24 protein-coding genes are annotated in these 24,480 nt (G+C 39.6%); 19 read left to right on the top strand and 5 right to left on the bottom strand.

Features of this window, described 5'->3' with window-relative positions; translation table 11 throughout:
* Positions 1–23: 23 nt before the first annotated feature.
* The 3 genes from prmC to BPR_RS09210 all read left to right on the top strand — a co-directional run bounded on the left by prmC (position 24) and on the right by BPR_RS09210 (position 2,515).
* The gene (prmC, locus tag BPR_RS09220) at positions 24–887 is read left to right on the top strand and encodes a peptide chain release factor N(5)-glutamine methyltransferase (protein ID WP_013281210.1); all 864 of its coding nucleotides are present in this window, start codon (positions 24–26) and stop codon (positions 885–887) included.
* A 39-nt stretch (positions 888–926) separates the two neighbouring features.
* Positions 927–2,000, top strand: a complete 1,074-nt coding sequence (gene prfA / locus BPR_RS09215) for a peptide chain release factor 1 (RefSeq protein WP_013281209.1) — start codon at positions 927–929, stop codon at positions 1,998–2,000.
* Between the two features lie 155 nt (positions 2,001–2,155).
* Positions 2,156–2,515: an Hpt domain-containing protein gene (locus tag BPR_RS09210; protein ID WP_013281208.1), complete on the top strand. Its 360-nt coding sequence runs from the start codon at positions 2,156–2,158 to the stop codon at positions 2,513–2,515.
* Here BPR_RS09210 and BPR_RS09205 read toward each other — a convergent pair.
* Positions 2,506–3,009: a DUF5721 family protein gene (locus tag BPR_RS09205; RefSeq protein ID WP_013281207.1), complete on the bottom strand. Its 504-nt coding sequence runs from the start codon at positions 3,007–3,009 to the stop codon at positions 2,506–2,508. The genes BPR_RS09210 and BPR_RS09205 overlap by 10 nt on opposite strands.
* Before the next feature lie 234 nt (positions 3,010–3,243).
* Between BPR_RS09205 and BPR_RS09200 the strand changes: the two genes are divergently transcribed.
* Entirely contained in the window at positions 3,244–4,266 is a 1,023-nt protein-coding gene (locus BPR_RS09200) for a substrate-binding domain-containing protein (protein ID WP_013281206.1), read from the top strand.
* A gap of 9 nt (positions 4,267–4,275) precedes the next feature.
* Here BPR_RS09200 and BPR_RS09195 read toward each other — a convergent pair whose 3' ends face one another.
* Genes BPR_RS09195 through BPR_RS09185 form a run of 3 tightly spaced genes read right to left on the bottom strand, consistent with a single transcriptional unit; the run spans position 4,276 to position 6,564 of the window.
* Positions 4,276–5,010 carry a response regulator gene (locus BPR_RS09195; RefSeq protein ID WP_013281205.1) on the bottom strand — a complete coding sequence of 245 codons (735 nt, stop codon included), beginning with the start codon at positions 5,008–5,010 and terminating at the stop codon, positions 4,276–4,278.
* A 33-nt stretch (positions 5,011–5,043) separates the two neighbouring features.
* Positions 5,044–5,337 (bottom strand): DUF1294 domain-containing protein, encoded by a 294-nt coding sequence (locus tag BPR_RS09190; protein WP_013281204.1) that lies wholly within the window; start codon positions 5,335–5,337, stop codon positions 5,044–5,046.
* 3 nt (positions 5,338–5,340) lie between these two features.
* Positions 5,341–6,564: an argininosuccinate synthase gene (locus tag BPR_RS09185; RefSeq protein WP_013281203.1), complete on the bottom strand. Its 1,224-nt coding sequence runs from the start codon at positions 6,562–6,564 to the stop codon at positions 5,341–5,343.
* A gap of 297 nt (positions 6,565–6,861) precedes the next feature.
* On the opposite strand from BPR_RS09185, the gene argC reads away from it, so the two are divergent.
* From argC to BPR_RS09110, 15 genes are all read left to right on the top strand, one after another.
* Complete coding sequence (gene argC, locus BPR_RS09180; RefSeq protein WP_013281202.1) at positions 6,862–7,914, top strand: N-acetyl-gamma-glutamyl-phosphate reductase; 1,053 nt, start codon at positions 6,862–6,864, stop codon at positions 7,912–7,914.
* An 11-nt stretch (positions 7,915–7,925) separates the two neighbouring features.
* Positions 7,926–8,369 carry a GNAT family N-acetyltransferase gene (locus tag BPR_RS09175; protein WP_013281201.1) on the top strand — a complete coding sequence of 148 codons (444 nt, stop codon included), beginning with the start codon at positions 7,926–7,928 and terminating at the stop codon, positions 8,367–8,369.
* A 54-nt stretch (positions 8,370–8,423) separates the two neighbouring features.
* A complete protein-coding gene (gene argJ, locus BPR_RS09170) occupies positions 8,424–9,647 on the top strand; it encodes a bifunctional ornithine acetyltransferase/N-acetylglutamate synthase (protein WP_013281200.1) in 1,224 nt (407 codons plus the stop codon).
* Between the two features lie 65 nt (positions 9,648–9,712).
* Entirely contained in the window at positions 9,713–10,609 is an 897-nt protein-coding gene (gene argB, locus BPR_RS09165; protein WP_013281199.1) for an acetylglutamate kinase, read from the top strand.
* A 67-nt stretch (positions 10,610–10,676) separates the two neighbouring features.
* Complete coding sequence (locus BPR_RS09160; RefSeq protein WP_242662147.1) at positions 10,677–11,876, top strand: aspartate aminotransferase family protein; 1,200 nt, start codon at positions 10,677–10,679, stop codon at positions 11,874–11,876.
* On the top strand, positions 11,873–13,378 hold the full coding sequence (locus BPR_RS09155; RefSeq protein ID WP_013281197.1) for a sugar ABC transporter substrate-binding protein: 1,506 nt from the start codon (positions 11,873–11,875) through the stop codon (positions 13,376–13,378). The genes BPR_RS09160 and BPR_RS09155 overlap by 4 nt, the downstream gene beginning before the upstream one ends.
* Positions 13,379–13,469: 91 nt before the next feature.
* A complete protein-coding gene (locus tag BPR_RS09150) occupies positions 13,470–14,144 on the top strand; it encodes a helix-hairpin-helix domain-containing protein (RefSeq protein WP_013281196.1) in 675 nt (224 codons plus the stop codon).
* Between the two features lie 14 nt (positions 14,145–14,158).
* Complete coding sequence (locus BPR_RS09145; protein WP_013281195.1) at positions 14,159–14,839, top strand: response regulator transcription factor; 681 nt, start codon at positions 14,159–14,161, stop codon at positions 14,837–14,839.
* Between the two features lie 12 nt (positions 14,840–14,851).
* The gene (locus BPR_RS09140; protein WP_013281194.1) at positions 14,852–16,366 is read left to right on the top strand and encodes a sensor histidine kinase; all 1,515 of its coding nucleotides are present in this window, start codon (positions 14,852–14,854) and stop codon (positions 16,364–16,366) included.
* Positions 16,363–17,313 (top strand): GerMN domain-containing protein, encoded by a 951-nt coding sequence (locus BPR_RS09135; protein ID WP_081441760.1) that lies wholly within the window; start codon positions 16,363–16,365, stop codon positions 17,311–17,313. Before BPR_RS09140 ends, BPR_RS09135 begins: the two co-directional genes overlap by 4 nt.
* Before the next feature lie 31 nt (positions 17,314–17,344).
* Positions 17,345–19,678: a DNA internalization-related competence protein ComEC/Rec2 gene (locus BPR_RS09130; protein ID WP_013281192.1), complete on the top strand. Its 2,334-nt coding sequence runs from the start codon at positions 17,345–17,347 to the stop codon at positions 19,676–19,678.
* Between the two features lie 46 nt (positions 19,679–19,724).
* Positions 19,725–20,735, top strand: coding sequence for a DNA polymerase III subunit delta (gene holA / locus BPR_RS09125; RefSeq protein ID WP_013281191.1), 1,011 nt, complete (start codon positions 19,725–19,727; stop codon positions 20,733–20,735).
* Positions 20,736–20,812: 77 nt separating this feature from the next.
* Entirely contained in the window at positions 20,813–21,499 is a 687-nt protein-coding gene (locus BPR_RS20385; RefSeq protein WP_013281190.1) for a DUF1653 domain-containing protein, read from the top strand.
* A 31-nt stretch (positions 21,500–21,530) separates the two neighbouring features.
* Positions 21,531–22,556, top strand: a complete 1,026-nt coding sequence (locus BPR_RS09115; protein ID WP_013281189.1) for a glycosyltransferase family 2 protein — start codon at positions 21,531–21,533, stop codon at positions 22,554–22,556.
* Positions 22,557–22,612: 56 nt separating this feature from the next.
* Entirely contained in the window at positions 22,613–23,323 is a 711-nt protein-coding gene (locus BPR_RS09110; RefSeq protein ID WP_013281188.1) for a phosphatase PAP2 family protein, read from the top strand.
* A 61-nt stretch (positions 23,324–23,384) separates the two neighbouring features.
* On the opposite strand, the gene BPR_RS09105 is transcribed toward BPR_RS09110, so the two are convergent.
* Positions 23,385–24,347: a diacylglycerol/lipid kinase family protein gene (locus BPR_RS09105; protein WP_013281187.1), complete on the bottom strand. Its 963-nt coding sequence runs from the start codon at positions 24,345–24,347 to the stop codon at positions 23,385–23,387.
* Positions 24,348–24,480: the final 133 nt, after the last annotated feature.

Below are 24,480 nucleotides of genomic sequence, written 5' to 3'. Positions count from 1 at the left end.
ACACTTGAATAGTATAGTAGAATATGAATAATAGATACATTGATTTATACACAACTGGATCAGAAAAATTGTTAAGAGCCGGGATCGCAGAAGCTAAGCTAGATGCCCGGCTTCTTTTAGAGTACGTCTGTGGTACTGACCATAGTACTCTTTTGGCCCATCCTGATAAAGAGGTTACGGATGAAGAGAGAGACAAATACCTTTCTATGATTGACAGAAGGGCAGCTCATGAGCCGGTTGCCTATATTCTGGGCACCTGGAATTTTATGGGACTGGATTTTAAGGTAAACAGTGACGTGCTGATTCCTGAACAGGACACAGAGATTCTCGTAGAGGAAGCGCTTCGCAATTTGGAAGACGGCATGAGGGTACTTGATCTGTGCACCGGATCAGGCTGTATTGCTCTTAGTCTTTTAAATTATACAAATGAGACCAGGGCTGTATGCACAGATATTTCAGACAAGGCACTTGCGGTTGCCGGGATGAATGCTGAGAGACTTGGACTTTCTGATAGAACTGAGTTTGTCAGGACAGATCTTTTTCCAGAAGAATCTGTTGGTAAGTTTGATCTGATAGTGTCTAATCCGCCATATATTGCCAGCAAGGTTATAGATACACTTGCGCCTGAGGTCAGAGACTATGAGCCCAGGCTTGCACTTGACGGATCAGAGGATGGACTTGTTTTTTACAGGAGGATCATCGAGGAGACTCCTAAGTTTTTGTATTCAAGCGGATATCTCTTACTGGAAATAGGCTATGATCAGGGGCAGGCAGTTAAAGAGATGCTTGAAGATAAAAAGTATATCATGACATTCAGGTTATCAAGGATCTTGGCGGTAATGACAGAGTGGTTTCTGCATGTTTCTATTAGCGTAGTTGTAGTTTGATTTTTAAATGGAATAATTCATAAGCGCGAGGATAGAAATATGTTTGATAAGATAGAAGATATTCTTCGTAAGTTCGAAGATATTACAATGGAACTGAATGACCCGTCAGTTATCGCTGATCAGGAGAGGTTTAGAAAGCTCATGAAGGAGCAGAAGAACCTTGAACCGTTAGTTGAGTGTTATAACGAGTACAAGAAGTGCAAGGAGACTATAGATGAGAGCCTTGCAATGCTGGATGAGGAATCTGATCCTGAGATGAAGGAAATGCTCAAGGATGAGCTTCAGACAGCCAAAGACAAGATACCTGAACTTGAGGATAAGCTTAAGATTCTGCTTCTTCCCAAGGATCCTAATGATGATAAAAACGTAATTGTTGAGATAAGAGCCGGTGTTGGCGGCGATGAGGCAGCTCTTTTTGCAGCTGATATGTACAGGGTGTACACCAGATATGCTGAGAGACAGAACTGGCGCGTTGAGACCATGAGTGTCGAGGATATTGGAATTGGAGGTATCAAGACTGTCAGCTTCATGATCAAGGGAAACGGTGCCTATTCAAGGCTCAAATTTGAGAGTGGTGTTCACAGAGTTCAGAGAATTCCGGCTACGGAATCAGGCGGCAGGATACATACTTCAGCTATAACTGTGGCAATTATGCCTGAAGTTGAGGATGTAGAAGTTGAGATTGATATGAACGACTGTAAGTTTGATGTATTCAGGGCTTCCGGTAACGGTGGACAGTGCGTTAATACTACGGACTCAGCTGTCAGACTGACTCATTTCCCTACAGGAATAGTTATTTCCTGTCAGGATGAGAAGAGCCAGCAGCAGAATAAGGCCAAGGCTCTTAGAGTACTCAGAGCCAAGTTATATGAACTTGAGCAGGAAAAGAAACACAATAATGAGGCAGAGCTTAGGAGAAGCCAGGTTGGAAGCGGTGACAGATCTGAGAAGATCAGAACCTATAATTTCCATCAGGGAAGAGTAACTGATCACAGAATAGGGCTTACTCTCTACAAGATAGATCAGATAATGGATGGAGATATTGATGAGATCATTGATTCACTTATTGCCGCAGATCAGGCAGAGAAGCTTAGCAAGGTAGAGAATTCCTGATAATTTGCATTATAACCATATTGTAAAATAAATTAAGGTAAGTCTTAAATAAAAATAAAGAAACCGGTAGTCACATTGAAGCACACTTTTAAAGAGGGTATAATCACTATATGGGTTATAGTGTATACTTTTTTTCGTGAAAGGTATTAGTGCTTATGGATGCTGGATTCAAGGCCGAGCTAATTGAATGGGGTGTCGATTGGGACGAGATACTGGACAGATTTATGGGCAATGAGGATCTTATTGCCAGATTTATGTTCAAGTTTCTCAAGGATCAGAATATGAATGATCTGACCAAATTCCTTGAGGAAGGCAATGTTTCAGAAGCCTTTAAGGCTGTGCATACGCTCAAGGGTGTGGGCGCCAATCTTGGACTAAAGGGGTTCCTTACACCGGTTTGTGAGCTCACTGAGGTCTTAAGAGCTGGTTCGATGGAAGGCTACGAGCCCTTATATGCGCAGATCAAACCCAAATATGATGAGCTTATAGCGATACTTGAAAAATATCAATCATAATCAGTAGTATCAATACCTGAATGTGACATAAAGCTTGGGATGTATTCATCCCAGGCTTTTTCTATTGTTTTATCAAATGAGAATATCTTAAATGCTGTTCCTGTGGTAATAATGATCGTATCACCGGTGAAACGGATATTTATGCCAAGAAGGACATCGGATGGGGCAAGGCCTGCACCTGCGGACTCAACAATCCTGTTTTTGGTTTCATTATCCGGGTGGAGAATAAATTTAAAGCCCAAAGGAGTTCTTTTGCCTTTTATCAGATCAAAACAAAGCGTTCTGAGCTCGCTCCATTTCGAGTATTCGTCTGGAACTGCAGATTCGTCCTCTAGGTCGTCATTTTTGTAAAAATCTCTGTTAATATGACCATCTATATTAAAAGTGTTGAAGGTCTCTATAGTAGCCTCTTCAACATAATAGCTATCAAAGAGCTCGGTTGTAAGAAGCTTTGCCATGAAATCTTTTTTACTTGATATTTTAACTGCGATCATAGTTGTTCCTGTCTGTTTGAAGATTATGAGCTATTGTTTTATGCAATGAGCACATATGAATAGCGTCACTTGAATAGTATATCATGAAAAACTAATATTATTGCAACATTTCAATATGTTAATTTATATAATAAATGGAGCTTGTGATTTAACAAAATTAGATAAATTAATTGGTATATTTTAAACTAAATTTAGTTTATACTATTACTAGTTTCTTCCTAAAGGGGTATCATAATGGCTAAAACAGTTAGACTTAAGGATATAGCTGACAGGATTGGTGTCAGTACAGTTACTGTTTCTAAGGCTCTTTCCGGACAGAAAGGAATGAGTGAGGAACTTAGAGAGAAAATACATGCACTTGCTGATGAAATGGGATATGTTCCCTCGGTATCAAGAAAACAGGATTTTTCCAGCAAGAGCTATACTATAGGCGTTCTGATTTCAGAGAATTTTATGAGTGAATATAGTTCTTTTTATACCAGAATGCATCAGCAGGTATCTCAGATAGCAATGGATAAAGGGTGCTTTACCATGTTAGAAGTTATATCTGTGGAGAATGAGAAGAACAAGGCTACACCAAGACTTATAGAAGACAATAAGATTGATGGAATTGTTGTTGTGGGAAGGCTTGATCAGGAGTATCTTCAGTCTATTAAGGACAACAGCGGCATTCCTATGGTTTATCTTGATTTCTGTAACCATGTTGGAGATGAAGATGCGGTAGTTTCTGACAGCTTTAACGGAGCCTATTGTCTTACTAATTATCTCTTTGACATGGGTCATGAGCATATAGCATTTGTTGGAACTCTTTTGGCTTCAGGAGCTATAACAGACAGATATCTTGGATATAACAAATCTCTTATGGAGCATGGGCAGCCCTTTAGAACGGACTGGATTATAGAAGACAGAGACCTGAATATTGGTGTGATGGATCCTGTTAATTACTTTAAACTTCCCGAGAAAATGCCTACGGCTTTCTTTTGCAACTGTGATCTTGCAGCGAGCATGATGATCAAGAAGCTGGGTGAGAACGGATACAGGGTCCCTGAAGATATTTCTGTTGTGGGATATGATAACTATCTGTTTCCGGGCCTATGCGATATTAAACTTACAACTTATGGCGTAGATAGTTATGAGATGGGCAGAAATGCTGTCCTTAACCTTATCCGTAAGATAAGCGGAGAGAGGTACAGACAGGGAATAATGATCCTGGAAGGCCATATGATAGAGGGCGAAAGCGTCAAAAAAATAAACTAATAGCAATATTTAATTTCTGTTATTTTCTTTAATTATGTTTCGGGCTTCTGCGATGGCATTTCTATAAGTAAAAGAAATACCAAAGCTCTCGCCGGAGTCCATTGTAACCTTACCAAAACCGGTCTTTTTAATATGATTGACGTTGATCAGTGCATTGTCACTAACAGGACAAATCTGTGGGAAGATGGCGCATTGATCGTAGAAATTATAGATTTCATCGATTAGGCATATGTTATGGCCATCGGCAATTTGAATTATGAGTTCTGAGCCGTGCTTTTTGACAGATACTATATCATCATTCTTGGCATAGAAGGTTCCATCCTTGCCTCGCAGCTCGAGAGTGGGTATTGGATCACCCTTGATTTCCCTTATTTTATCCATCATGGCGGTGAGCTCTGCAACTCTGATTGGCTTGTCTATGAACATGAGATTTGGTATATCAAGCCCTGATTCCTCATACTGCTTCCTGTAATCTATTCTTGAAACACAGAGAACAATTGGCCTTACGACGCCGGCATCTACGAGGAGTTTTGCTATGGCAAGTCCGGTAGGCTCCTGAAGTGTCATATCTACAAAAAGTCCATCATACATCTGGGGATAACGCAAAAAAGCCTCTACATTCCCGTAAGAATCTATGTAGAGTCTCTCCCCGGTCTCTTTAAAAAAGCGATCTGACTGCCTACCGAGAAGTCTCTCGGTCTGCTTTCTGTCAGCAATATTGTCATCACAAACAGCTATATGCATATCTTTTTCCCCTAAAAAAACTATATGACTATTTTATATGAAGCTAAATGAGATTGGAAGCCAAAAAAGCACAGCTACAAGCAAAATCTGGATGAGCAGAATGAGCGGTAAGCCAAGCATAAAATACCAGTGCCTGGTCTTGTGGCGGAAAATAAGCATTCCCAGTATTGAGCCGAGACTTCCTCCGATGATAGCAATAGAAAATAGGGTTGCCTCAGGGATACGGAAGGCATTTTTACGTGCCCTCCGTTTATCGATTCCCATTAAGGCGAACCCTATAATATTAGTTAAGATCAAATATCCGATTATAAGAACTAAAGAACTCATGAATTACTTGTTTGATTCTACTTCCTGCATCTTCATAGCACGTACTTTACTGGAGAGACCAAAAAGATTGATAAAGCCTTCAGCATCGTGGTGATCATAGAGATCTCCAGTCTTAAAGGAAGCAATGCTCTCATTGTAGAGAGAGTAAGGTGACTTAGTGCCGGCCTTAATGATATTGCCCTTGTAAAGCTTAAAAGTAACTTCTCCTGTTACATACTTCTGAGTTGACTCAATGAAAGCCTGCTCAGCTTCTCTTAGAGGAGTGAACCATTTCCCTTCATATACTATATCAGCAAACTTGTTGCCCATATCTTTTTTCATTGTATAGGTATCACGGTCTAAAATCAACTCTTCAAGCTGCTGATGAGCCTCATAAAGGATAGTTCCGCCTGGAGTTTCGTATACACCGCGGGACTTCATGCCTACAACACGGTTCTCTACGATATCCACGATACCAATTCCGTTTTCACCGCCGAGCTTATTGAGGGTACGGATGATATCTGAAACTTTCATTTCCTTGCCATTAACAGACTTAGGTACGCCGCCTTCAAATGTCATTGTAACTGTTGTAGGAACGTCAGGTGCATCCTGTGGAGTTTTGCCGAGTACTAAGAGATGCTTGTAGTTAGGTTCAAGTGAAGGATCTTCAAGCTCAAGACCTTCATGTGAAATATGCCAAAGGTTACGATCACGGCTGTAGCTTGAATCAGCAGAGAATGGAAGATTGATACCATGAGCCTTGCAGTATTCGATCTCTGACTCACGGGAATCCATTGTCCACTTGTCATTTCTCCAGGCTGCGATGATCTTGATATCAGGTGCAAGAGCCTTGATTCCAAGCTCGAACCTAATCTGGTCATTGCCCTTACCGGTTGCACCGTGACAGATGGCAACAGCGCCTTCTTTTCTGGCAACTTCCACGAGCTTCTTGGCAATAAGTGGACGAGCCATTGATGTACCAAGAAGATACTTGTTCTCATAAACGGCATGAGCCTGAACACATGGAACAATATATTCATCACAGAATTCATCTACAACATCAAGAATGTAGAGCTTGCTTGCACCGCAGCTGATAGCTCTCTCCTCGAGTCCGTCAAGTTCCTCTTCCTGACCGCAGTCTATGCAACAACATATTACTTCGTAGTCAAAATTCTCCTTGAGCCATGGAATGATAGCTGTAGTATCAAGTCCACCGGAATATGCAAGAATAACTTTTTCTTTTGCCATTATCGTAACCTCATCTTTCTTTATATTATTTTTTCGATTATCATTAATATTGTACGGCAATTTGATAAAAATTAATCACAAATAGCTGTTACTAGTTCAATATAAAACATCATTGCATAAAATGCAAGGCATTTTTGCATAAATATTTAATAATTAATAAAAATATGCATAAATATTAAAAATACTATTGCACAATCTTTTTTGCCGTCGTATACTGAAAAAAGTTTAAACAGGCTATTTTGACATGTTGTTATTCTGATTTTTCTATTCAATTTATATAAAGAGAGGATGCATAAAATGATCAAAGTTGGAATTATTGGTGCAACAGGATATGCTGGTGCAGAAATAGCTGGAATACTGCTTGGACACCCTGAGGCAGAGGTTGTCTGGTATGGATCCAAGAGCTATGTGGGGGAAGAATTTTCCGGTATATATGGAAACTTTTTTAGAATAATAGATGATAAATGTCTCGACGATAACATGGAAGAACTTGCTGATGAAGTAGATGTAGTTTTCACGGCTACTCCGCAGGGACTGTGTGCGTCTCTTATAAATGAAGATATCCTATCCAAGGTCAAGGTTATTGATCTTTCTGCTGATTTCAGGTTAAAAGATGTAACTGAATATGAGAAATGGTACAAGATAGAGCATAAGGCTCCTTCCTTTATAGAAGAGGCTGTATATGGTCTTTGTGAAATTAACAGAGACAAGATCAGAAATGCCAGGCTTGTAGCTAATCCGGGTTGCTATACAACATGTTCAATCCTGACTGCATATCCTCTTATCAAGGAAGGTCTTATCGATCCTGATACACTTATCGTAGATGCGCTTTCCGGTGTGACAGGTGCTGGAAGAGGTGCCAAGGTAGCCAATCTGTACTGCGAAGTAAATGAAAGTGTTAAGCCATACGGAGTAGCAAATCATAGACATACTCCTGAAATAGAGGAACAGCTCGGATATGCAGCAGGAAAAAAGATGGTGATAAATTTCACACCGCATCTTGTTCCGATGAACAGAGGAATACTTGCAACAGAATATGCAACGCTTGTTAAAAAAGATGGAAAGCTTCCAACTGAAGAAGACATAAGGGCAGCTTACGAGAAATACTATGGAAAAGAGCTGTTCATCAGACTACTGAAAAGCGGTGTTTATCCGGAAACTAGATTTGTTCGCTCCAGCAATTTTGTTGATATTGGATTTAAAGTGGATGAGAGAACTGGCAGGATCATCATGATGGGAGCTATAGATAATCTTGTCAAAGGCGCAGCCGGTCAGGCTGTTCAGAATATGAATATTATGTTTGGATTGGACGAGAGTATGGGACTTAGGATTGTCCCAAGGTGTCCGTGAGGAGTAAATAAATGGTTCGTGTAATGACAATTGAAGATTATGACGAAGTGTGGGAACTATGGAATTCAATTCATGGGTTTGGACTAAGGTCGGTAGATGATTCAAGGGAAGGAATAGAGAGATTTCTTAGAAGGAACCCGACTACAAGCGTAGTTGATATCGAGGATGGAAAAATAGTAGGCGCTATTCTATGCGGCCATGATGGCAGGAGAGCCTGTCTGTATCATGTCTGTGTAAGTGAAAAGTACAGAATGCATGGAATAGGCAAGAAGATGGTCAGCTTCTGCTGTGAGAAACTCAAAGAGGAACAAATAAATAAGGTTTGTCTGAATGCGTTTGTTACCAACATTGTGGGTAATAAGTTCTGGCAGAAAATGAAATGGAACCTTCGTGATGATATGTATTATTACGACCTTGCCCTTAATACAGAGAATAAAACAGTTTTTGTTCCATGATTAAAACAAGCAGATAACATATGATATTGAATATGTCAGGAGGATGAGACCAGAATGAAAACAATAGATGGCGGAGTTACAGCAGCAAAGGGATTTAAAGCCTCAAGTTGCCAGGCAGAAATCAAATATAAAGACAGAACGGATATGGCTTTTGTTTATTCAGAGCTTCCATGCGTATGTGCAGGAACCTTTACATCCAATGTTGTCAAGGCAGCATGTGTAATGTGGGATAAGAAGATCGTGGAGTCAGGCGGACCAATGCAGGCAGTTGTTATCAATTCTGGTATTGCCAATGCCTGCACGGGAAAAGAGGGCTTTGATGCCTGTGAAGCTACTGCGAGAGCGGCAGAAGGTGCACTTGGCATTCCTTATACTTCCGTGGCTGTTGCTTCAACAGGTGTTATCGGAATGCAGCTTCCTGTAGATAAGCTTGTGGCAGGAGTTGAGAAGATGAGCACAACTCTTGATGGAAGTCTTCTTGCGGGAACTGAAGCTTCCAAGGCAATCATGACAACTGATACTGTTAATAAAGAAATAGCTGTTTCTTTTGAGATAGCAGGTAAGACAGTGACTCTTGGAGGAATGAGCAAAGGTTCAGGGATGATACATCCCAATATGTGCACAATGCTGGCATTTCTGACAACAGATATTGCTATAGATAAAACTCTTTTACAGGAGGCAGTCAGTGATGTAGTCAAGGATACCTTCAATATGATAACAGTTGATGGGGATACATCTACTAATGACACACTACTGTGTATGGCAAACGGACTTGCAGAGAATGAGAAGATAACCGAGAAAAATGAGGATTATATTACCTTCAAAAATGCTCTTATGTTTGTATGTGAGTACCTGGCCAAGAAAATGGCGGCTGACGGAGAGGGTGCAAGTAAGCTCTTTGAAGCCAAGGTGATCGGTGCCAAGGATAAACAGGATGCAAGAGTATTGTCCAGGGCAATAGTAGGCTCGAATCTTTCTAAGGCAGCAATTTACGGATGCGATGCTAATTTCGGAAGATTTTTGTGTGCAATGGGGTATTCCGGTGCAGACTTTGATCAAAATGATGTTGAACTGTATTTTGAAAGCGCAGCCGGAAGACTTAAGGTTTTTGATAAGGGTACTCCGATTGTATTTGATGAGGATAAGGCTCTTGAAATCATGAAGGAAGATACGGTAACTGTTTTTGTAAATATGAATGAAGGTGAAGCCATGGCCACAGCCTGGGGATGCGATCTGACTTATGACTATGTCAAGATAAACGCTGATTACAGGAGCTGATCACTTAGAATGATCACAAAAGCGGCTTGTGCCCGGATATTTAAAATCAAGAGGAGGAGCAGGTAATGGATAAAGATATGCAGGAAGTGCTGAAAAAAGCAGAGGTTCTGGTAGAGGCGCTTCCATATATACAGAAATTAAATAAGAAGGTAATTGTTGTTAAATATGGCGGAAGTGCTATGAGTAATCCTGATCTTCAGAGAAGTGTAATAACAGATGTTACGCTTCTTAAACTTGTTGGATTTAAGCCAATCATAGTTCATGGAGGCGGAAAAGCTATCAGCAACTGGGTTTCCAAGGTTGGTAAGGAGGCAGAATTCGTAAATGGCCTCAGAGTAACTGACGAAGAGACAATGGAAATTGCAGAGATGGTCCTTGGAAGGGTTAACAAGCAGCTTGTCTCAATGGTTCAGGAGCTTGGCGTTAATTCAATTGGTATCAGTGGCAAGGATTCAGGTCTTTTGCATGTTACCAAAAAATATTCAGATGGCAAAGACATCGGATTTGTTGGAGAAGTAGATAAGGTTGATCCTAAGATACTCTTCGATATGATGGACAGGGACTATATTCCTATTGTTGCTCCGATTGGCTTTGATGATAATTTTGATACTTATAATATCAATGCAGATGATGCGGCCTGTGCTATAGCCAAGGCGGTAGGTGCTGATAAACTGGCTTTCCTGACTGATATTGAGGGCGTCTACAGAGATATCAAGGATCCTACTACATTTATCTCTAATCTTACCTGCTCGGAAGCAGATGCTTTGATCGCAGGCGGTAACATCGGAGGTGGAATGCTCCCTAAACTTACCAACTGCACAAATGCAATCAGAGAAGGAGTTAAAAGAGTGCATATTCTTGATGGAAGGATTCCGCACTGTCTGCTTCTGGAGATATTCACTAATAAGGGTGTCGGCACTATGTTTATGCCAGATCATGATAACGTTGAGCTTGGAGCATAAAATATAGTAATCATCAGATATATCTGCTACTTACTATAGAGTAGAATAAAATAACGGGAGAAATGTTATGAGCGAAGTAATGAAGAAATATATACAGGAAGCAGAAGAAGCGCTTCTTCATACATATAACAGGTATCAGATTGTTCTTGATAGAGGAGATGGAGTATATCTATATGATCTGGATGGAAAAAAATATCTGGACTTTGTCTCCGGTATAGCGGTATTTGCTCTTGGATACAATAACAAAGAGTATAATGATGCGCTTAAGGCACAGATTGACAAGCTTCTTCATACTTCGAATTACTATTACAATGTTCCTGCCATAGAAGCAGCCAGGAAAATTAAAGAAGTATCAGGCATGGACAGAGTCTTTTTTACCAACAGCGGAGCTGAGGCGGTTGAAGGAGCTCTAAAGGCTGCAAGGAAATATCATTACCTTAAGACAGGTAAAGCTGATGGCGAAATTATTGCCATGAATCATTCTTTCCACGGAAGGACCTTTGGCGCATTATCTGTAACAGGCAATCCTCATTACAGAGAAGCTTTTGAACCAATGATCGGCAATGTTAAATTTGCTGATATCAATGACTTTGATAGCGTCAAAGCCCAGGTTACAGAAAAAACATGTGCTATCATTCTTGAAACTGTTCAGGGAGAAGGAGGTATATTCCCGGCTACTGAAGATTTTCTTTCTGATATCAGAAAGCTCTGCGATGAAAAAGATATTCTGATGATCCTTGATGAGATACAATGCGGAATGGGAAGAACAGGCTATATGTATGCATGGCAGAAATATGGTATCAAGCCTGATATTATGACTACTGCCAAAGCTCTTGGCTGTGGAGTTCCGGTTGGAGCCTTTCTCATGACTGAGAAGGTGGGCGCAAATTCGCTTGTAGCTGGTGATCACGGAACAACCTACGGCGGAAATCCCTTTGCCTGTGCGGCAGTAGGCAAAGTACTTGATTTATTTAAACAGGACAATATAATAGAGAATGTGAAAGAAGTAGCTCCTTATTTAGAAAAGCGACTTGATGAGCTTAAGGATGAGTATGACTTCATAATAGATAGAAGAGGTGCGGGATTGATGCAGGGGCTTGTCTTTGACAGACCTGTTTCAGAGATAATAAACAAGGCTCTTGATAAGGGATTGATCTTGATCAATGCAGGAGCTCAGATAATCAGATTTGTTCCACCTCTCATAATTACTAAAGAGAATGTGGATGACATGATCGAAATTCTTCGTTCATGCCTGGAGTCTGTATGAAATTAAGAATCAGAATTTTTTCTATTATACTTATTGCATGTACCCTTGCGGGCACCATCGTGTACGCCCGCTCGGGACAGAGCATTTTTGAAAATCGTTCTTTGTTCCCAAGGACCAGAACAACAGTAAGACTGTGGTATACGGATGATTCCCTTACCAGTTATCTTCAGAGCAAGGCTGTTGCTTATTCTGAGAATAATCAGAATGTGCGTATCGAGCCTGTTCTTGTGTCTGGACTTGAGTATCTGGAGGCTATCAATAAAGCTTCTCTTACAGAAGACAACTACCCTGACTTATTCATAATTACAAACGATTCACTTGAGAAGGCTTATCTTGCAGGTCTTGCCATGGAGATAACTGACGGCGAGGATTATCTTTCAACCGAGATGTTTCCTGATGCTGCAATCAATTCAGTTTCCTACAACGGCAGATACATAGCTTATCCTATGTATTTTGAGACCAGTAGCCTTGTATATAACAAGACATATCTTGAAGAGATGGCAGTAGCCAACATGCAGTCTGAAATAGATGCTGCTGAGGGAGAGGCTGCACAGGCAGAGATTGATAATTCGTCTGAAGTTTCTTCATCAGAAGCTTCCACTGAAGAGACCAGTGAGGAGGAAACTTCTCCTGAAATCACTCAGGTCATGATTGAAAAAGAGATAGCTAACAGCCTTCCTCTTACAATTTCAGATATTTTGAAGTTTGCCGAGAGCTACAACGCTCCTGAGCAGGTAGAAGCCGTATTTAAGTGGGATGTAACAGATATTTTCTATAATTATTTCTTTGTAGGTAATTATATGAACGTAGGTGGTAAATCCGGAGATGATGTCAGCAAGATAGATATCTATAATACAGATACTATCAGCTGCATGAAGATTTACCAGCAGCTCAACCAGTTCTTTGCTATAGATGCTGATGAAATTGATTATGATAAGATCGTCAGCGATTTCATAGACGGCAAGATTGTATTTACAGTTGCTACAACAGATATTCTTGGCAAGATCAAGGAAGCACAGGATGCTGGTGAATGCCCTTATGAATTTGCAGTAGCAGATATGCCGGGACTTACAGCGGACTTTGGTACAAGGACTATGTCTGTTACTGATTGTATCGTAGTAAACGGCTACACCGAGCATATTACTGAGGCCAATGCTGTTGCCAGATATCTTTGCAATGATAATTCAGGCGATATCTATACAAGTGCAGGTAAAGTTGCCGCTCATTATGGTGTTAAATACGATAATAACAATATTTATACCTTTGTTGATGTTTATAATGATTCTGTTCCAATGCCCAAGACTATCGAGACCAGCAACCTTTGGATGGAGCTGGAAATAGCATTTACCAAGATTTGGAACGGAGAGGATTGTAACGATACTCTTAAGGCTGTATCAGAGAGCATTATGACACAGGTTACAGGCGAAGCCTATTCGGAAGAGCATATTCCAGATCCTGATGACGAGGCAATTACTGCCGGACTTACTGAGGACAGTGATTGATCAGAATGAAGCAATAAATGGTATTGCGTTATTTGATTAACTTTTATAAAATTAGAAATGCATGGCGGGGTCCTCTTTTTTGGGAGGAAACATGCGTAAAACAATAATAATTCTTTTAACTATGATTCTTCTTGCGGGATGCAGAAGAGCAGACTCGCAGGAAATAATTCTTTCAGATGAAGAAATGAACCGGGAACTAACGATAGATGCGTCTTCCGGTATCAGCTCGGGAGGGTTTGCATCTGCTGATTATTCTGAGCCGGATGAAGAGCCTGCAAAAGCTGCAGTTAGATCCTGTGCAGTTTTTGTTTGTGGTGCTGTGGTTAATCCGGGTGTTTATTATCTGGATAGTGATAGACGTATAATTGATGCTGTAGAAGCTGCAGGAGGCTTTGCAGAAAATGCAGATAAAGACTACGTAAATCTTGCATATCCTATTCAAGATGGCCTTAAACTGCAGATTCCAACGCGGGATGAAATAGAGAAGGCTGATACTGCTGATTCTTCAAGCGTTCCGGATTATGATTATAACAAGGAATCAATGCAGACGTCTGGTGGAGCAGATAAGGGAGCTTCCTTTATCAATATAAACACTGCAACTGCTGAGGAATTAATGACACTTCCCGGAATAGGGAAGGGGATAGCTGGAAAGATTATTGATTATCGAACAGAAAATGGCAAATTTACTGCTATCGAAGATATTATGAAGGTCTCCGGGATCAAGGATAAGCTGTTTTCCAAGATAAAAGATTATATAACTGTTTAGAAATGGTGGTATAAATGAGTAAGAAAGCACTTGTTGTTGATGATGAAAAAGTTATTGTAAAGGGCATTAAGTTTAGCCTTGAGCAGGATGATATAATAGTTGACTGTGCTTATGACGGACAGGAAGCACTTGATAAGGCCAGAGCTAATGAATATGACATTATCCTTTTGGATGTAATGCTTCCAATTATGACAGGATTTGAGGTGTGTCAACAGATCAGAGAGTTTTCTAATGTTCCTATCATCATGCTGACAGCCAAGGGCGATGATATGGATAAGATTCTGGGGCTTGAATATGGCGCAGATGATTATATTACCAAGCCTTTCAATATCCTTGAAGTAAAAGCCAGGATCAAGGCTATTATGAGAAGAGCTTCCAAGAATGCTGACAGCAAGGATGTTATCAGCTATGGCGATCTCAAGCTCAACGAAGAATACAGAAGAGTATTCGTTGGCAGCAAAGAAATCAATGTTACCAGCCGCGAATATGAACTTTTAGAGCTTCTTGCATCTAACCCCGGCAAAGTTTACTCAAGAGAAGAGCTCCTTACTACTATTTGGGGTACAGAGTATCCCGGAGATGTCAGAACAGTAGATGTTCATATCAGAAGACTTAGAGAGAAGCTTGAGTCCAATCCAAGCGAACCCAGATACGTTAGAACTAAATGGGGAAGCGGCTACTATTTTCAGGCATGATGTAACATAAATATGAATAAGTATATTGATGGGATTCGCGAATTTTTTAAACAATTAAAAATCAGAGACATTCTAAAAAGTCTAAGAGTACGATTCTTTTTGGTAATAGCTATAACAGGATTATTATCGTCACTATCTGTGCATTTGATGATCCTTGATAGCTATGAGGATCGTGCTGTCAGTGTCAAATCAACTGAGGTGCAGACTCAGCTCAAGATCTTGGCCAATCACCTTATTATGTACAACTATTTGCAGAACCAGTCATCGGATGTGATAAACGCCGAGCTTGATATGCTGGCTAATCTTTATGATGGACGAGTTATGGTTATCAATGATGACCTTAAGGTTGTAAAGGATACCTATAGCATTAGTCAGGGCAAGACTATTATTTCTGAAGAGGTTGTAAACTGTCTTAAGACCGGCTCAAAGGGTACTATGTCCAGATATGACCAGGCAAATGGATACATTGAATTACTCACACCTATCGTTGAAACGCAGCTTATAGAAGAACAGGATGTGTATGAGAGCAGGGACAAGAATGAGGTTGTAAGAGGAGTACTACTGACAAGTGTATCTACGGATACTATTGCCAATACTATGGAAATTCTTGATAGACGTGCAACTACCATAGAAATTCTGATCGCTATGGTGATCATTGTCTTTGCAGCACTTGTAGCATATGCACTTCTTAGGCCTTTTGATAGAATTACAGCTGCTATCAATGACATTAAGGAAGGCTATACAGATAAGCCTATTGTTGGCCCGAACTATATGGAAACTGAACAGATCATCAAGGCTTTCAATGCGCTTCTTCGCAGGATGAAGGTTTTAGATGATTCCAGACAGGAATTTGTATCAAACGTATCACATGAGCTCAAGACTCCTATTACTTCAATTAAGATTCTTGCAGATTCTCTTTTGGCTCAGGAAGATGTACCAAATGAAGTATATAGAGAATTCATGAGCGATATTGGAAGTGAGATAGACAGGGAAGATAAGATCATCAACGACCTTCTGGCGCTTGTTAAGATGGATAAGACTTCCGCAGGTCTTGCGATTACAGAGGTTGATGTTGTTTCTCTTACAGAGAGCGTACTTAAGAGGATGAGGCCAATTGCGCGTAAGCATAATATTGAGCTTACTCTTGAGAGTAAGAGAGCAATAACGGCTGAAATTGATGAAGTTAAGATTTCGCTTCTTATCATGAACCTGGTAGAAAATGCAATTAAGTATAACAAGGATAATGGATGGGTGAGAGTTACTCTTGATGCAGATCATCAGTTTTTCTACACAACTGTAGAAGACTCCGGAATGGGTATTCCTGAATCATCTCTCGATCATATTTACGAGAGATTTTACCGAGTTGACAAATCCCGTTCAAGAGAAATTGGTGGAACAGGGCTTGGCCTGTCTATTGCAAGAAATGTTGTTATTATGCACAGGGGATCAATTGATGTTAAGAGTACTTTAGGAGAAGGTACTACCTTTACAGTCAAGATACCTTTGTCCAGTGTAGGAACTAAATGATGAAAAAAGGAAAAAATGCAAATTTCATAAAGAGCGTGAGCATAATGCTCGGTATTGTCATGCTTGTTCCTATGCTTGGAGGATGCAGCAGGAAAAAACCTGAATCTGAACAGCTGATACAAGTTTATTACGTCAACAGCAGTGAAACAGGTGTGATATCTCAGGATTATGAACTTACTGCTGATATTAATGATACTAATGCAGCAATCAAGGAACTGGTTGAAGTTCTCGGCCAAATGCCGGACAGAATGCAATATGAAGCTCCAATGTCGGGGGATATTCATCTTATAGGATATTCGCTTAATGACAGGCTTCTTACCATGAATTTCAGCCCTAATTATAATAATCTTGGCAGGACTCTGGAAGTTTTGGACAGGGCGGCAATTGTCAGGACATTTACACAGCTGGATGATATAGACTATGTATCTTTCCAGATAGAAGGAACGCCTATTACAGATCATTATGGTAATGTCATTGGCAATATGTCTGCAGATACTTTTATCTATAATGCCGGTAATGAAATCAATACCTATGAGAAGGTTGAGCTTAAGCTGTATTTTGCAAGTGAGGATGGCAAGAAGCTTATTCCTGTTTACAGATCTGTAGTTTATAACAGCAATATTGCCATGGAAAAACTGGCAGTTGAGCAGGTTATAAGCGGCCCTAATACAGATATAGCATATCCAACAGTATCTAAGAATACCAAAGTACGCAGTATCAGTTCTAAAGATGGCGTATGCTATATAGATTTTGACTCGGAGTTTTTGACACAGATGGGGTCTGTATCTGCTGAAACTGCTATTTATTCCATTGTAAATACTGTTACTGAACTTCCTAATATCAATAAAGTAGCATTTTCAGTAAACGGAGAGTCAGCTTTTACCTTTATGGACTACCTTATTAGCGGCTCCTATGAGAGAAATCTGGATATTGTTGAAACACAGTGATTAAATTACAGAAATAAAAAGTGAATTGATTATGAAACGACCGTTATGTTTAATAGCTTTGATAATAACGGCGCTTATCTATTTATATCTTGAATTATTTGTATCTGATGATCTTTATGACCATTCTGATGCCGGAGATGGTAACTTTCTCCAAATAGAAGGCTATGTAGACAGAAAAGAGTACAGGGTCGACTATTTGGGCGAAGTATCTCCGGTAATCTATATAATTCCATGCAATAGAAATAATCTTGGAAAAAATAAATATATTCAATGTTACATGTCAAACGAGGATTATATTGAACCTGCTATTGGACAGCTTGTGAAAGTGGCAGGGCGAAAAAAAACATTTGAGTCCGGAAGAAATCCCGGAGAGTTTGACTCGCGCCTTTATTATTCAACTTTGAAAATTGCATATAGGATAACTAAAGCCCGGATAGAGGGAGTGGGCGGAAATAAAGATATATTTCAGGAAGGACTTTACAGGATCAAATATAGGCTGGAATCTGTTTTGGACAGATGTCTATCCAATGAAGATGCAGCTGTTATGAAAGGGGTTATTCTTGGAGATAAGGCCTTTATGGATGAAGATACCAAGCGACTTTATAAAGACGCCGGAATAATTCATATTATGGCTGTTAGTGGCCTGCATATTTCAATTTTGGGGATGGGACTATACAAACTACTTCGAAAGATACGATTTCCAATAATTCCTGCAAGTGTTCTTCCAATTGCTTTTATGTATATTTATGGCCAGATGTGCGGAATGAGTGCATCTAGCGTCAGGGCAATAGTGATGTTTGGAATAAGGCTCCTTGCACCTGTGCTTGGAAGAACCTATGACCTTTTGTCAGCTCTTTCACTTGCCGAAATCATGCTCCTGATCGAACAGCCTCTTTATTTATATAACAGTGGTTTTTTATTTTCTTTTGGGGCAATTCTTGGCGTGACAATAGTTGCGCCGGGAATTAAACTAAAGTTTTTTTCTGACGTGCTTGTAAGGATGGGACTTTTGCCGGAAAGCGAAAAGACCGGAACCGGAAGTTATAAAATGAAGTTTGCGGATGAGAAGGTTACCGAAAGAGAGCTTGTTTGTGAACATGTATTAAATGCTTTTCGTTCGGGAATTGGAATAGCTCTTGCAACTCTTCCTGTATATTGCATGTACTACTATACATATCCAATACATTCGTTATTTTTAAATCTTATTGTCATTCCGGTTGTTGGGATATTAATGATAATTGGAATAATTACTATGTCTTTTGGTGCAGTATTAGTGTTTTTGGGAGCGGGGGATATCCATCTTTTGGGACTTCCGGTCAGAATGATACTACTGTTTTACAGATTTCTCTGCTCATCAACTGTTATTACCCGGAGGATGACCTGGTACATGGGACATTCCGGTGGATTAAGAGTCCTTGTGTATATAGTGGTAATAGGGCTGTTTGTCTATGCGTCTTTCCAAAACAAGCGATATTGTAAATTGCTGATAGGGGCTGCAATTATTATTTTGACTTTCCATATCGGCCCACAACTTAATATCAGCATGATCGATGTCGGACAGGGTGATGGCATAGTTATTAGCTCCGGAGGACGCAATGTACTAATAGATGGAGGCAGCACCAGCAAAAAGAATGTTGGTAAGTATCAGATAATACCGTTTTTGAAATATAAGGGAATAGGAAGTCTGGACGCTATTGTTCTAACTCATGAAGATGAAGATCATTTAAGCGGTATCATGGATATTCTTGATGATATGGAAAAAGGCGGGATCTATGTTAAAAAGCTGATCCTTCCGGAAGTTAATGAAACATGTCGCGGAGATAATTATCACAGGCTTGAGAATAGAGCAGAGGAGCTGAAGATTCCTGTTTTTTACATAAACACCGGAGAAAGATTCAGAATTGGTAAAACCGAATTTTTGTGTATCAATCCTGAGCTTAATATGAAGGTAGAAGGTGCTAATGCCTATTCTACAGTTCTTTTTATGAAGCATGGTAATTTTACAGCTCTTTTGACCGGAGATTGTGAACAGGAGGGACAGGATAACATAAAGCGTGTTATTCATAACAACCCGGACATTTTTAATAATATAGATCTTCTAAAGGTTGCGCATCATGGATCTAAATATACTACCGATACGGAATTTCTGGAGATGATAAAGCCCAGAATCGCCCTTATATCCTGCGGAGAGGATAATAGATATGGCCATCCTCATAGTGAGGTCTTGGAAAGACTTGCTGATATTGGCACAATTATTTATCGTACTGATATTTCAGGAGAAATAGAGGTAAATGTCATTGATGGAGGGGAAAGACTGAAGATTTCTGAGTTTATTAAATATGAGGATGCCAGGAACAGGCACTGATGAATTTTTGAGCCCTCTGTGTTAACATATATGTTGGAGCGTAAAAATGGCAAATAAGACAACAGATTTTCCGGTAAAACAAAGACAACTTAATGAAGATATTAAAAATGGCAACTTTCAGAGATGCTATCTTGTATATGGAGAAGAGGCATACCTTAGAAACCAGAACAGGGACAAGCTGGTAAAAGCACTTGCGGGTGATCCTGCTTCAATGAATTTTAGCAGATATGAGGGTGATTCTCTTAATCCGGGCGAGATAATAGACATGGCTGAAACTATGCCTTTTTTATCTGATAAAAGAGTTATTCTCGTTGAGAACAGTGGCTTTTTTAAGAGCGGATGCGCTGAACTTGCCGAATATCTCAAGAATCCATCTGAAACTACCTTCTTTATTTTTGCAGAGAAAGAAGTGGATAAGCGTAAGGATATTTATAAGACCGTTTCCAAGATAGGATTTGAGATATGCTGTGATGAGCAGGATGAGAGAATGCTTTCCAGCTGGATTGCTTCTAAGGTTAAGAGCGAGGACAAGATTATTTCTCCAAGAGCTCTTTCTTTTCTGATAGACAGGGTTGGAACAGACATGTCCAATATCAGTACAGAGCTTGAGAAGCTTATATGCTACTGTCTGGACAGAAGCGAGATCACAGAAGAAGATATCGAAGCGGTTTGTGCTAACTGGCTCACTAACAGAATATTTGCTATGACAGATGCAATTGTTGAGAAGAACCAGAAAAGAGCAATTGATCTCTACTATGATCTTCTGGCACTCAAGGAGCCACCTGCCAAGATCCTTGCTCTTATAACCAGACAGTTTAACCTCATGCTACAGGTCAAGGAGATGAATGAGAATCATAGAGACAATGGTTCTATAGCCAGTGCTGTCAAACTGGCTCCATTCCTTGTTAATAAATACATAGGTTGGGCCAGAGGCTATTCAAGAGCTGAATTACAGGAGGCACTTGAATTGTGTGCAGCTAATGATGAAGCCGTCAAGACAAGTAAACTTGACTATGTTATAAGCGTTGAGATGGTTATAATAAAATGCACTGCCTGATGTCTTTTTAGCAGTGTGATTTGTTACAATATTTGAAATAAAATCGGTATGGGATTATACTAGGTACTATATGTTGTATGATCAGGGGAGGTTACGTTTTGGATAGACCAAGACCGCAGGAATTATATAGGCATTTTAAGGGGAATTTATACCAGGTTCTGACTATTGCTATTCATTCAGAAACAAGAGAAGAAATGGTTGTGTATCAGGCTCTTTATGGGGATTATAAGGTATATGTGAGACCACTTGAAATGTTCATGTCAGAAGTAGACAGAAACAAGTATCCTGATGTGGCTCAGAAATATAGGTTTGAAAAAGTGTCACCTTCTTCGCCTTCAGGTTTATCTGATACAATTACAACTAATGCTGAGCCTGTGACAGATAAGATAAGCATAGACAAGCCTGTAACAGATAAATCATCATCAGACAAGTCTTCAGGAATTACACAGAGTTTGGACAGAACAAGAGATGATTTCCGCAAGGAGCCTTACAAGGCATCCAAGGTTATGGAGAAAAGCGTTGATGAGGAAGCACAGGAGCTCAATCTTGATCCACTTGTAATTGAGTTTATGGACGCTGATCTTGCAGCAGACAAGAACGACATTTTATCCAAATTAAGACCTACAATAACTAATGATATGATTGATATTATGGCTATGTCGCTTGGAGTTGTTGTTAATGAAGGCGACGTGTATGACAGATTTAATGATCTGAGAACTTGCCTTAGTACTATGGAGAAATTCGAGAGTACTAGGTTAAGATAAATATTATGAGACTTAAGGAGTTTTACCTGAAATGAAATTACTTTCAATAGCTGTGCCATGCTACAATTCTGAGAGCTATATGGAGAAATGTATTGATTCTCTGCTCGTAGGAGGAGAGGATGTAGAAATACTTATCGTAGATGATGGCTCCAAAGATAGAACAGCTGAGATTGCAGATGCTTACGCTGCCAAGTATCCTACTATTTGTAAGGCAGTACATAAGCCTAACGGTGGACATGGAAGTGCAGTTAACGCCGGTATTGAGAATGCTACAGGACTATTCTTCAAGGTTGTTGATTCAGATGACTGGGTTAAGGAGATAGCTTACAGAAAGATCCTTTCTACACTTGCTGAACTTGCAGGCGGAGAGAAGCAGCTTGATCTGCTTATCAGTAACTTTGTATATAACAAGGTTGGAGAGAAGAGACATAAGGTTATGCGCTACAATAGGATGTTCCCTATTGAACAGCTCTTTACCTGGAAGGATATTAAGAGAACACCTAAGGGACATTACCTTTTGATGCACTCAGTAATTTTCAGAACCAAGCTTCTCAAACAGTGTGGACTTAAATTACCTGAGCATACATTTTATGTTGATAATATTTATGTATTCAATCCACTTCCGTTTGTTAAGACCATGTATTATCTGGATGTTAACTTCTATTACTACTATATTGGAAGAGAAGATCAGTCAGTTAACCAGAAGATCATGTTATCAAGAATTGATCAGCAGATCAGGGTCAACAAGCTGATGGTTGATTATTATGTTGAGAATTATGGTATGATCCGTTCTCAGAGAGAGCGTCATAAATATATGTTCAATTATCTAGAGATCATTACAGCTATATCTTCAGTGCTTTTGATCACTGAGGATACACCTGAGAATCTTGCCAAGAGAAAAGAACTACTTGATTATATTAAAGAAAAGAATTATCTTTTATATTTGAAGATCAGATATAGTATCGAAGGTACATATATTTACCTTCCCGGTAAGGGCGGCAGAAAGATCACACTTGCCGGATACAAGCTTTTACAGAAAATCTTCCACTTCAACTAATCTGATTTGATGTGGTAGAGTTACATTGGTTCTTTATCAGATTATGAGGAAAAATTATGAAAAAGTTTTATGAAGATTGGACAGGCCGCAAGCTCTGCAAGGAGACCAGAAACGACCTTTTAAAGCTTGCTGTTCCAATTCTTATTTATGCACCTATTTATCTTTCATGGTTTATTTACATTGAGAAACACAAGTTTTCTCACTATGCTGTGATACATACTGTGGTAGATGATTATATTCCTTTTGTAGAGGCATTCATCATCCCATATTTTATGTGGTTTGCCTATGTATCACTGACATTGTTGTTCTTTATGTTTTCATTTGATGTGGAAGACTATTACAAGAATTTCTTTTTCCTTGCAACAGGGATGACGATTTTCCTTGTGATATCGACTCTGTTTCCTAATATGCATAACTTAAGACCTGCTGTTATGCCAAGGGACAACATTTTTACTCATCTTGTTCAGTTTATATATAGCTCGGATACATCAACTAACTTATGGCCAAGTATCCATGTATATAACTCAATAGGAACAATGATCGCAGTTCATCACAGTAAGCGTTTTAACAAAGCAGGTGTAGTCATCATGGATGTTATAGGATGGCTCATTATTCTTTCAACACTTTTTGTTAAACAGCATTCTTTCTACGATGTTACTACTGCATTTATAATGGCTATCATTTTCTATATTGTTTTTTATCATACATCTCTTTTGGAGAATTTCTGTATCAGACAGGAAGAGAAAGTGGCAGTCAGATACAACTGATATTAGCAGAATTTAAGCCTGGTTCGTTTGAACCAGGCTTTGATTTTACATATTAAAAGAATTAATTCATCATTTGGAGCTTGTTCTGAAGGCATTCCCAGGTGATGTGGTCTGACTTGACTGAAACCTCACCATCGGTATGAACCCACATTGGCTTATCGGTTTTGATAGTAACCTTTTGAACAACATGGTGACCAATTCCCTTTATCCAATAGAAATTCCCAAAGAAAGAAAAGGGAAGAGCGTATAGCATTCTGATAACAGGCATATCACCGGCATAAACAAGGTCAAATTTGCCATCAGATAAATCAGCATTAGGAGCAAAGTTAAATCCTCCGCCCTCGTAGTGGTGAACCATAGCAGCTATGAATATAAAGCGTTTCAAATGAATGGTCTCGCCGTTATCGAGAATTATATCGCAGGGGACTTTCTGGGCACCAAAGAGCTGTTTGATGGCGATAGAGCCATAGGTAAGTTTGCCAAGACCAATCCTGTTGAGGAAATTCTTGGTCCCGGAGGAAAGAGCCTGCTCACAAACAGCAGCGTCAAAGCCAATTCCGGAACTAACATCAAATATTCTGGTAACTGCAATCTTGTCATCGTGAAGTCTTGAGGTCTCTCTAGACATTGAATTGTAGGTTAATTTGCCAAGATCGAGGGTGCGAACTAATTGGCCTTTAATTATCTTATCTACCAGATCATCTATTTTGTCGGGATAGGAGAGGTCTCTTGCAAAATCATTACTTGATCCTATCGGTATATAGCCTACGAGTGTATTCTCAAAATCCTGAATTCCATTGATTACTTCGTTTAGTGTTCCATCGCCTCCAAGAACAACCAGTTTAATAGGAGTCTTGGATACTTTAGCGGTAAGATTTTTGGCAAGCCTGGTTGCATGTCCGGGGCCTTTTGTAAATACGGCCTGATATTTTAATCCCTTCTCATCGAATTTCTTTTCGAGTTTTTCCCATATTTCTTTTCCTTTGCCTGAGCGGGCAGAGGGGTTAACAATGCAATAGTACATGTATTATGCCTTTCCAGTGATGTGTTTTTGTTAAATAAATAATTAATGTAATTATTATAGCATTTTTCTTTCTGTTATGTTACGATATGCAAGATGTTGCTTTAGTACATCACATTGTAAAAGAATAATGTGA

Origin of the sequence: Butyrivibrio proteoclasticus B316, from assembly GCF_000145035.1 — a bacterium.
Taxonomy (GTDB): Bacteria; Bacillota; Clostridia; order Lachnospirales; family Lachnospiraceae; genus Butyrivibrio; species Butyrivibrio proteoclasticus.
Note: the sequence above shows the minus strand (reverse complement) of the source record. Positions and strands in the feature narration are given on the sequence as shown.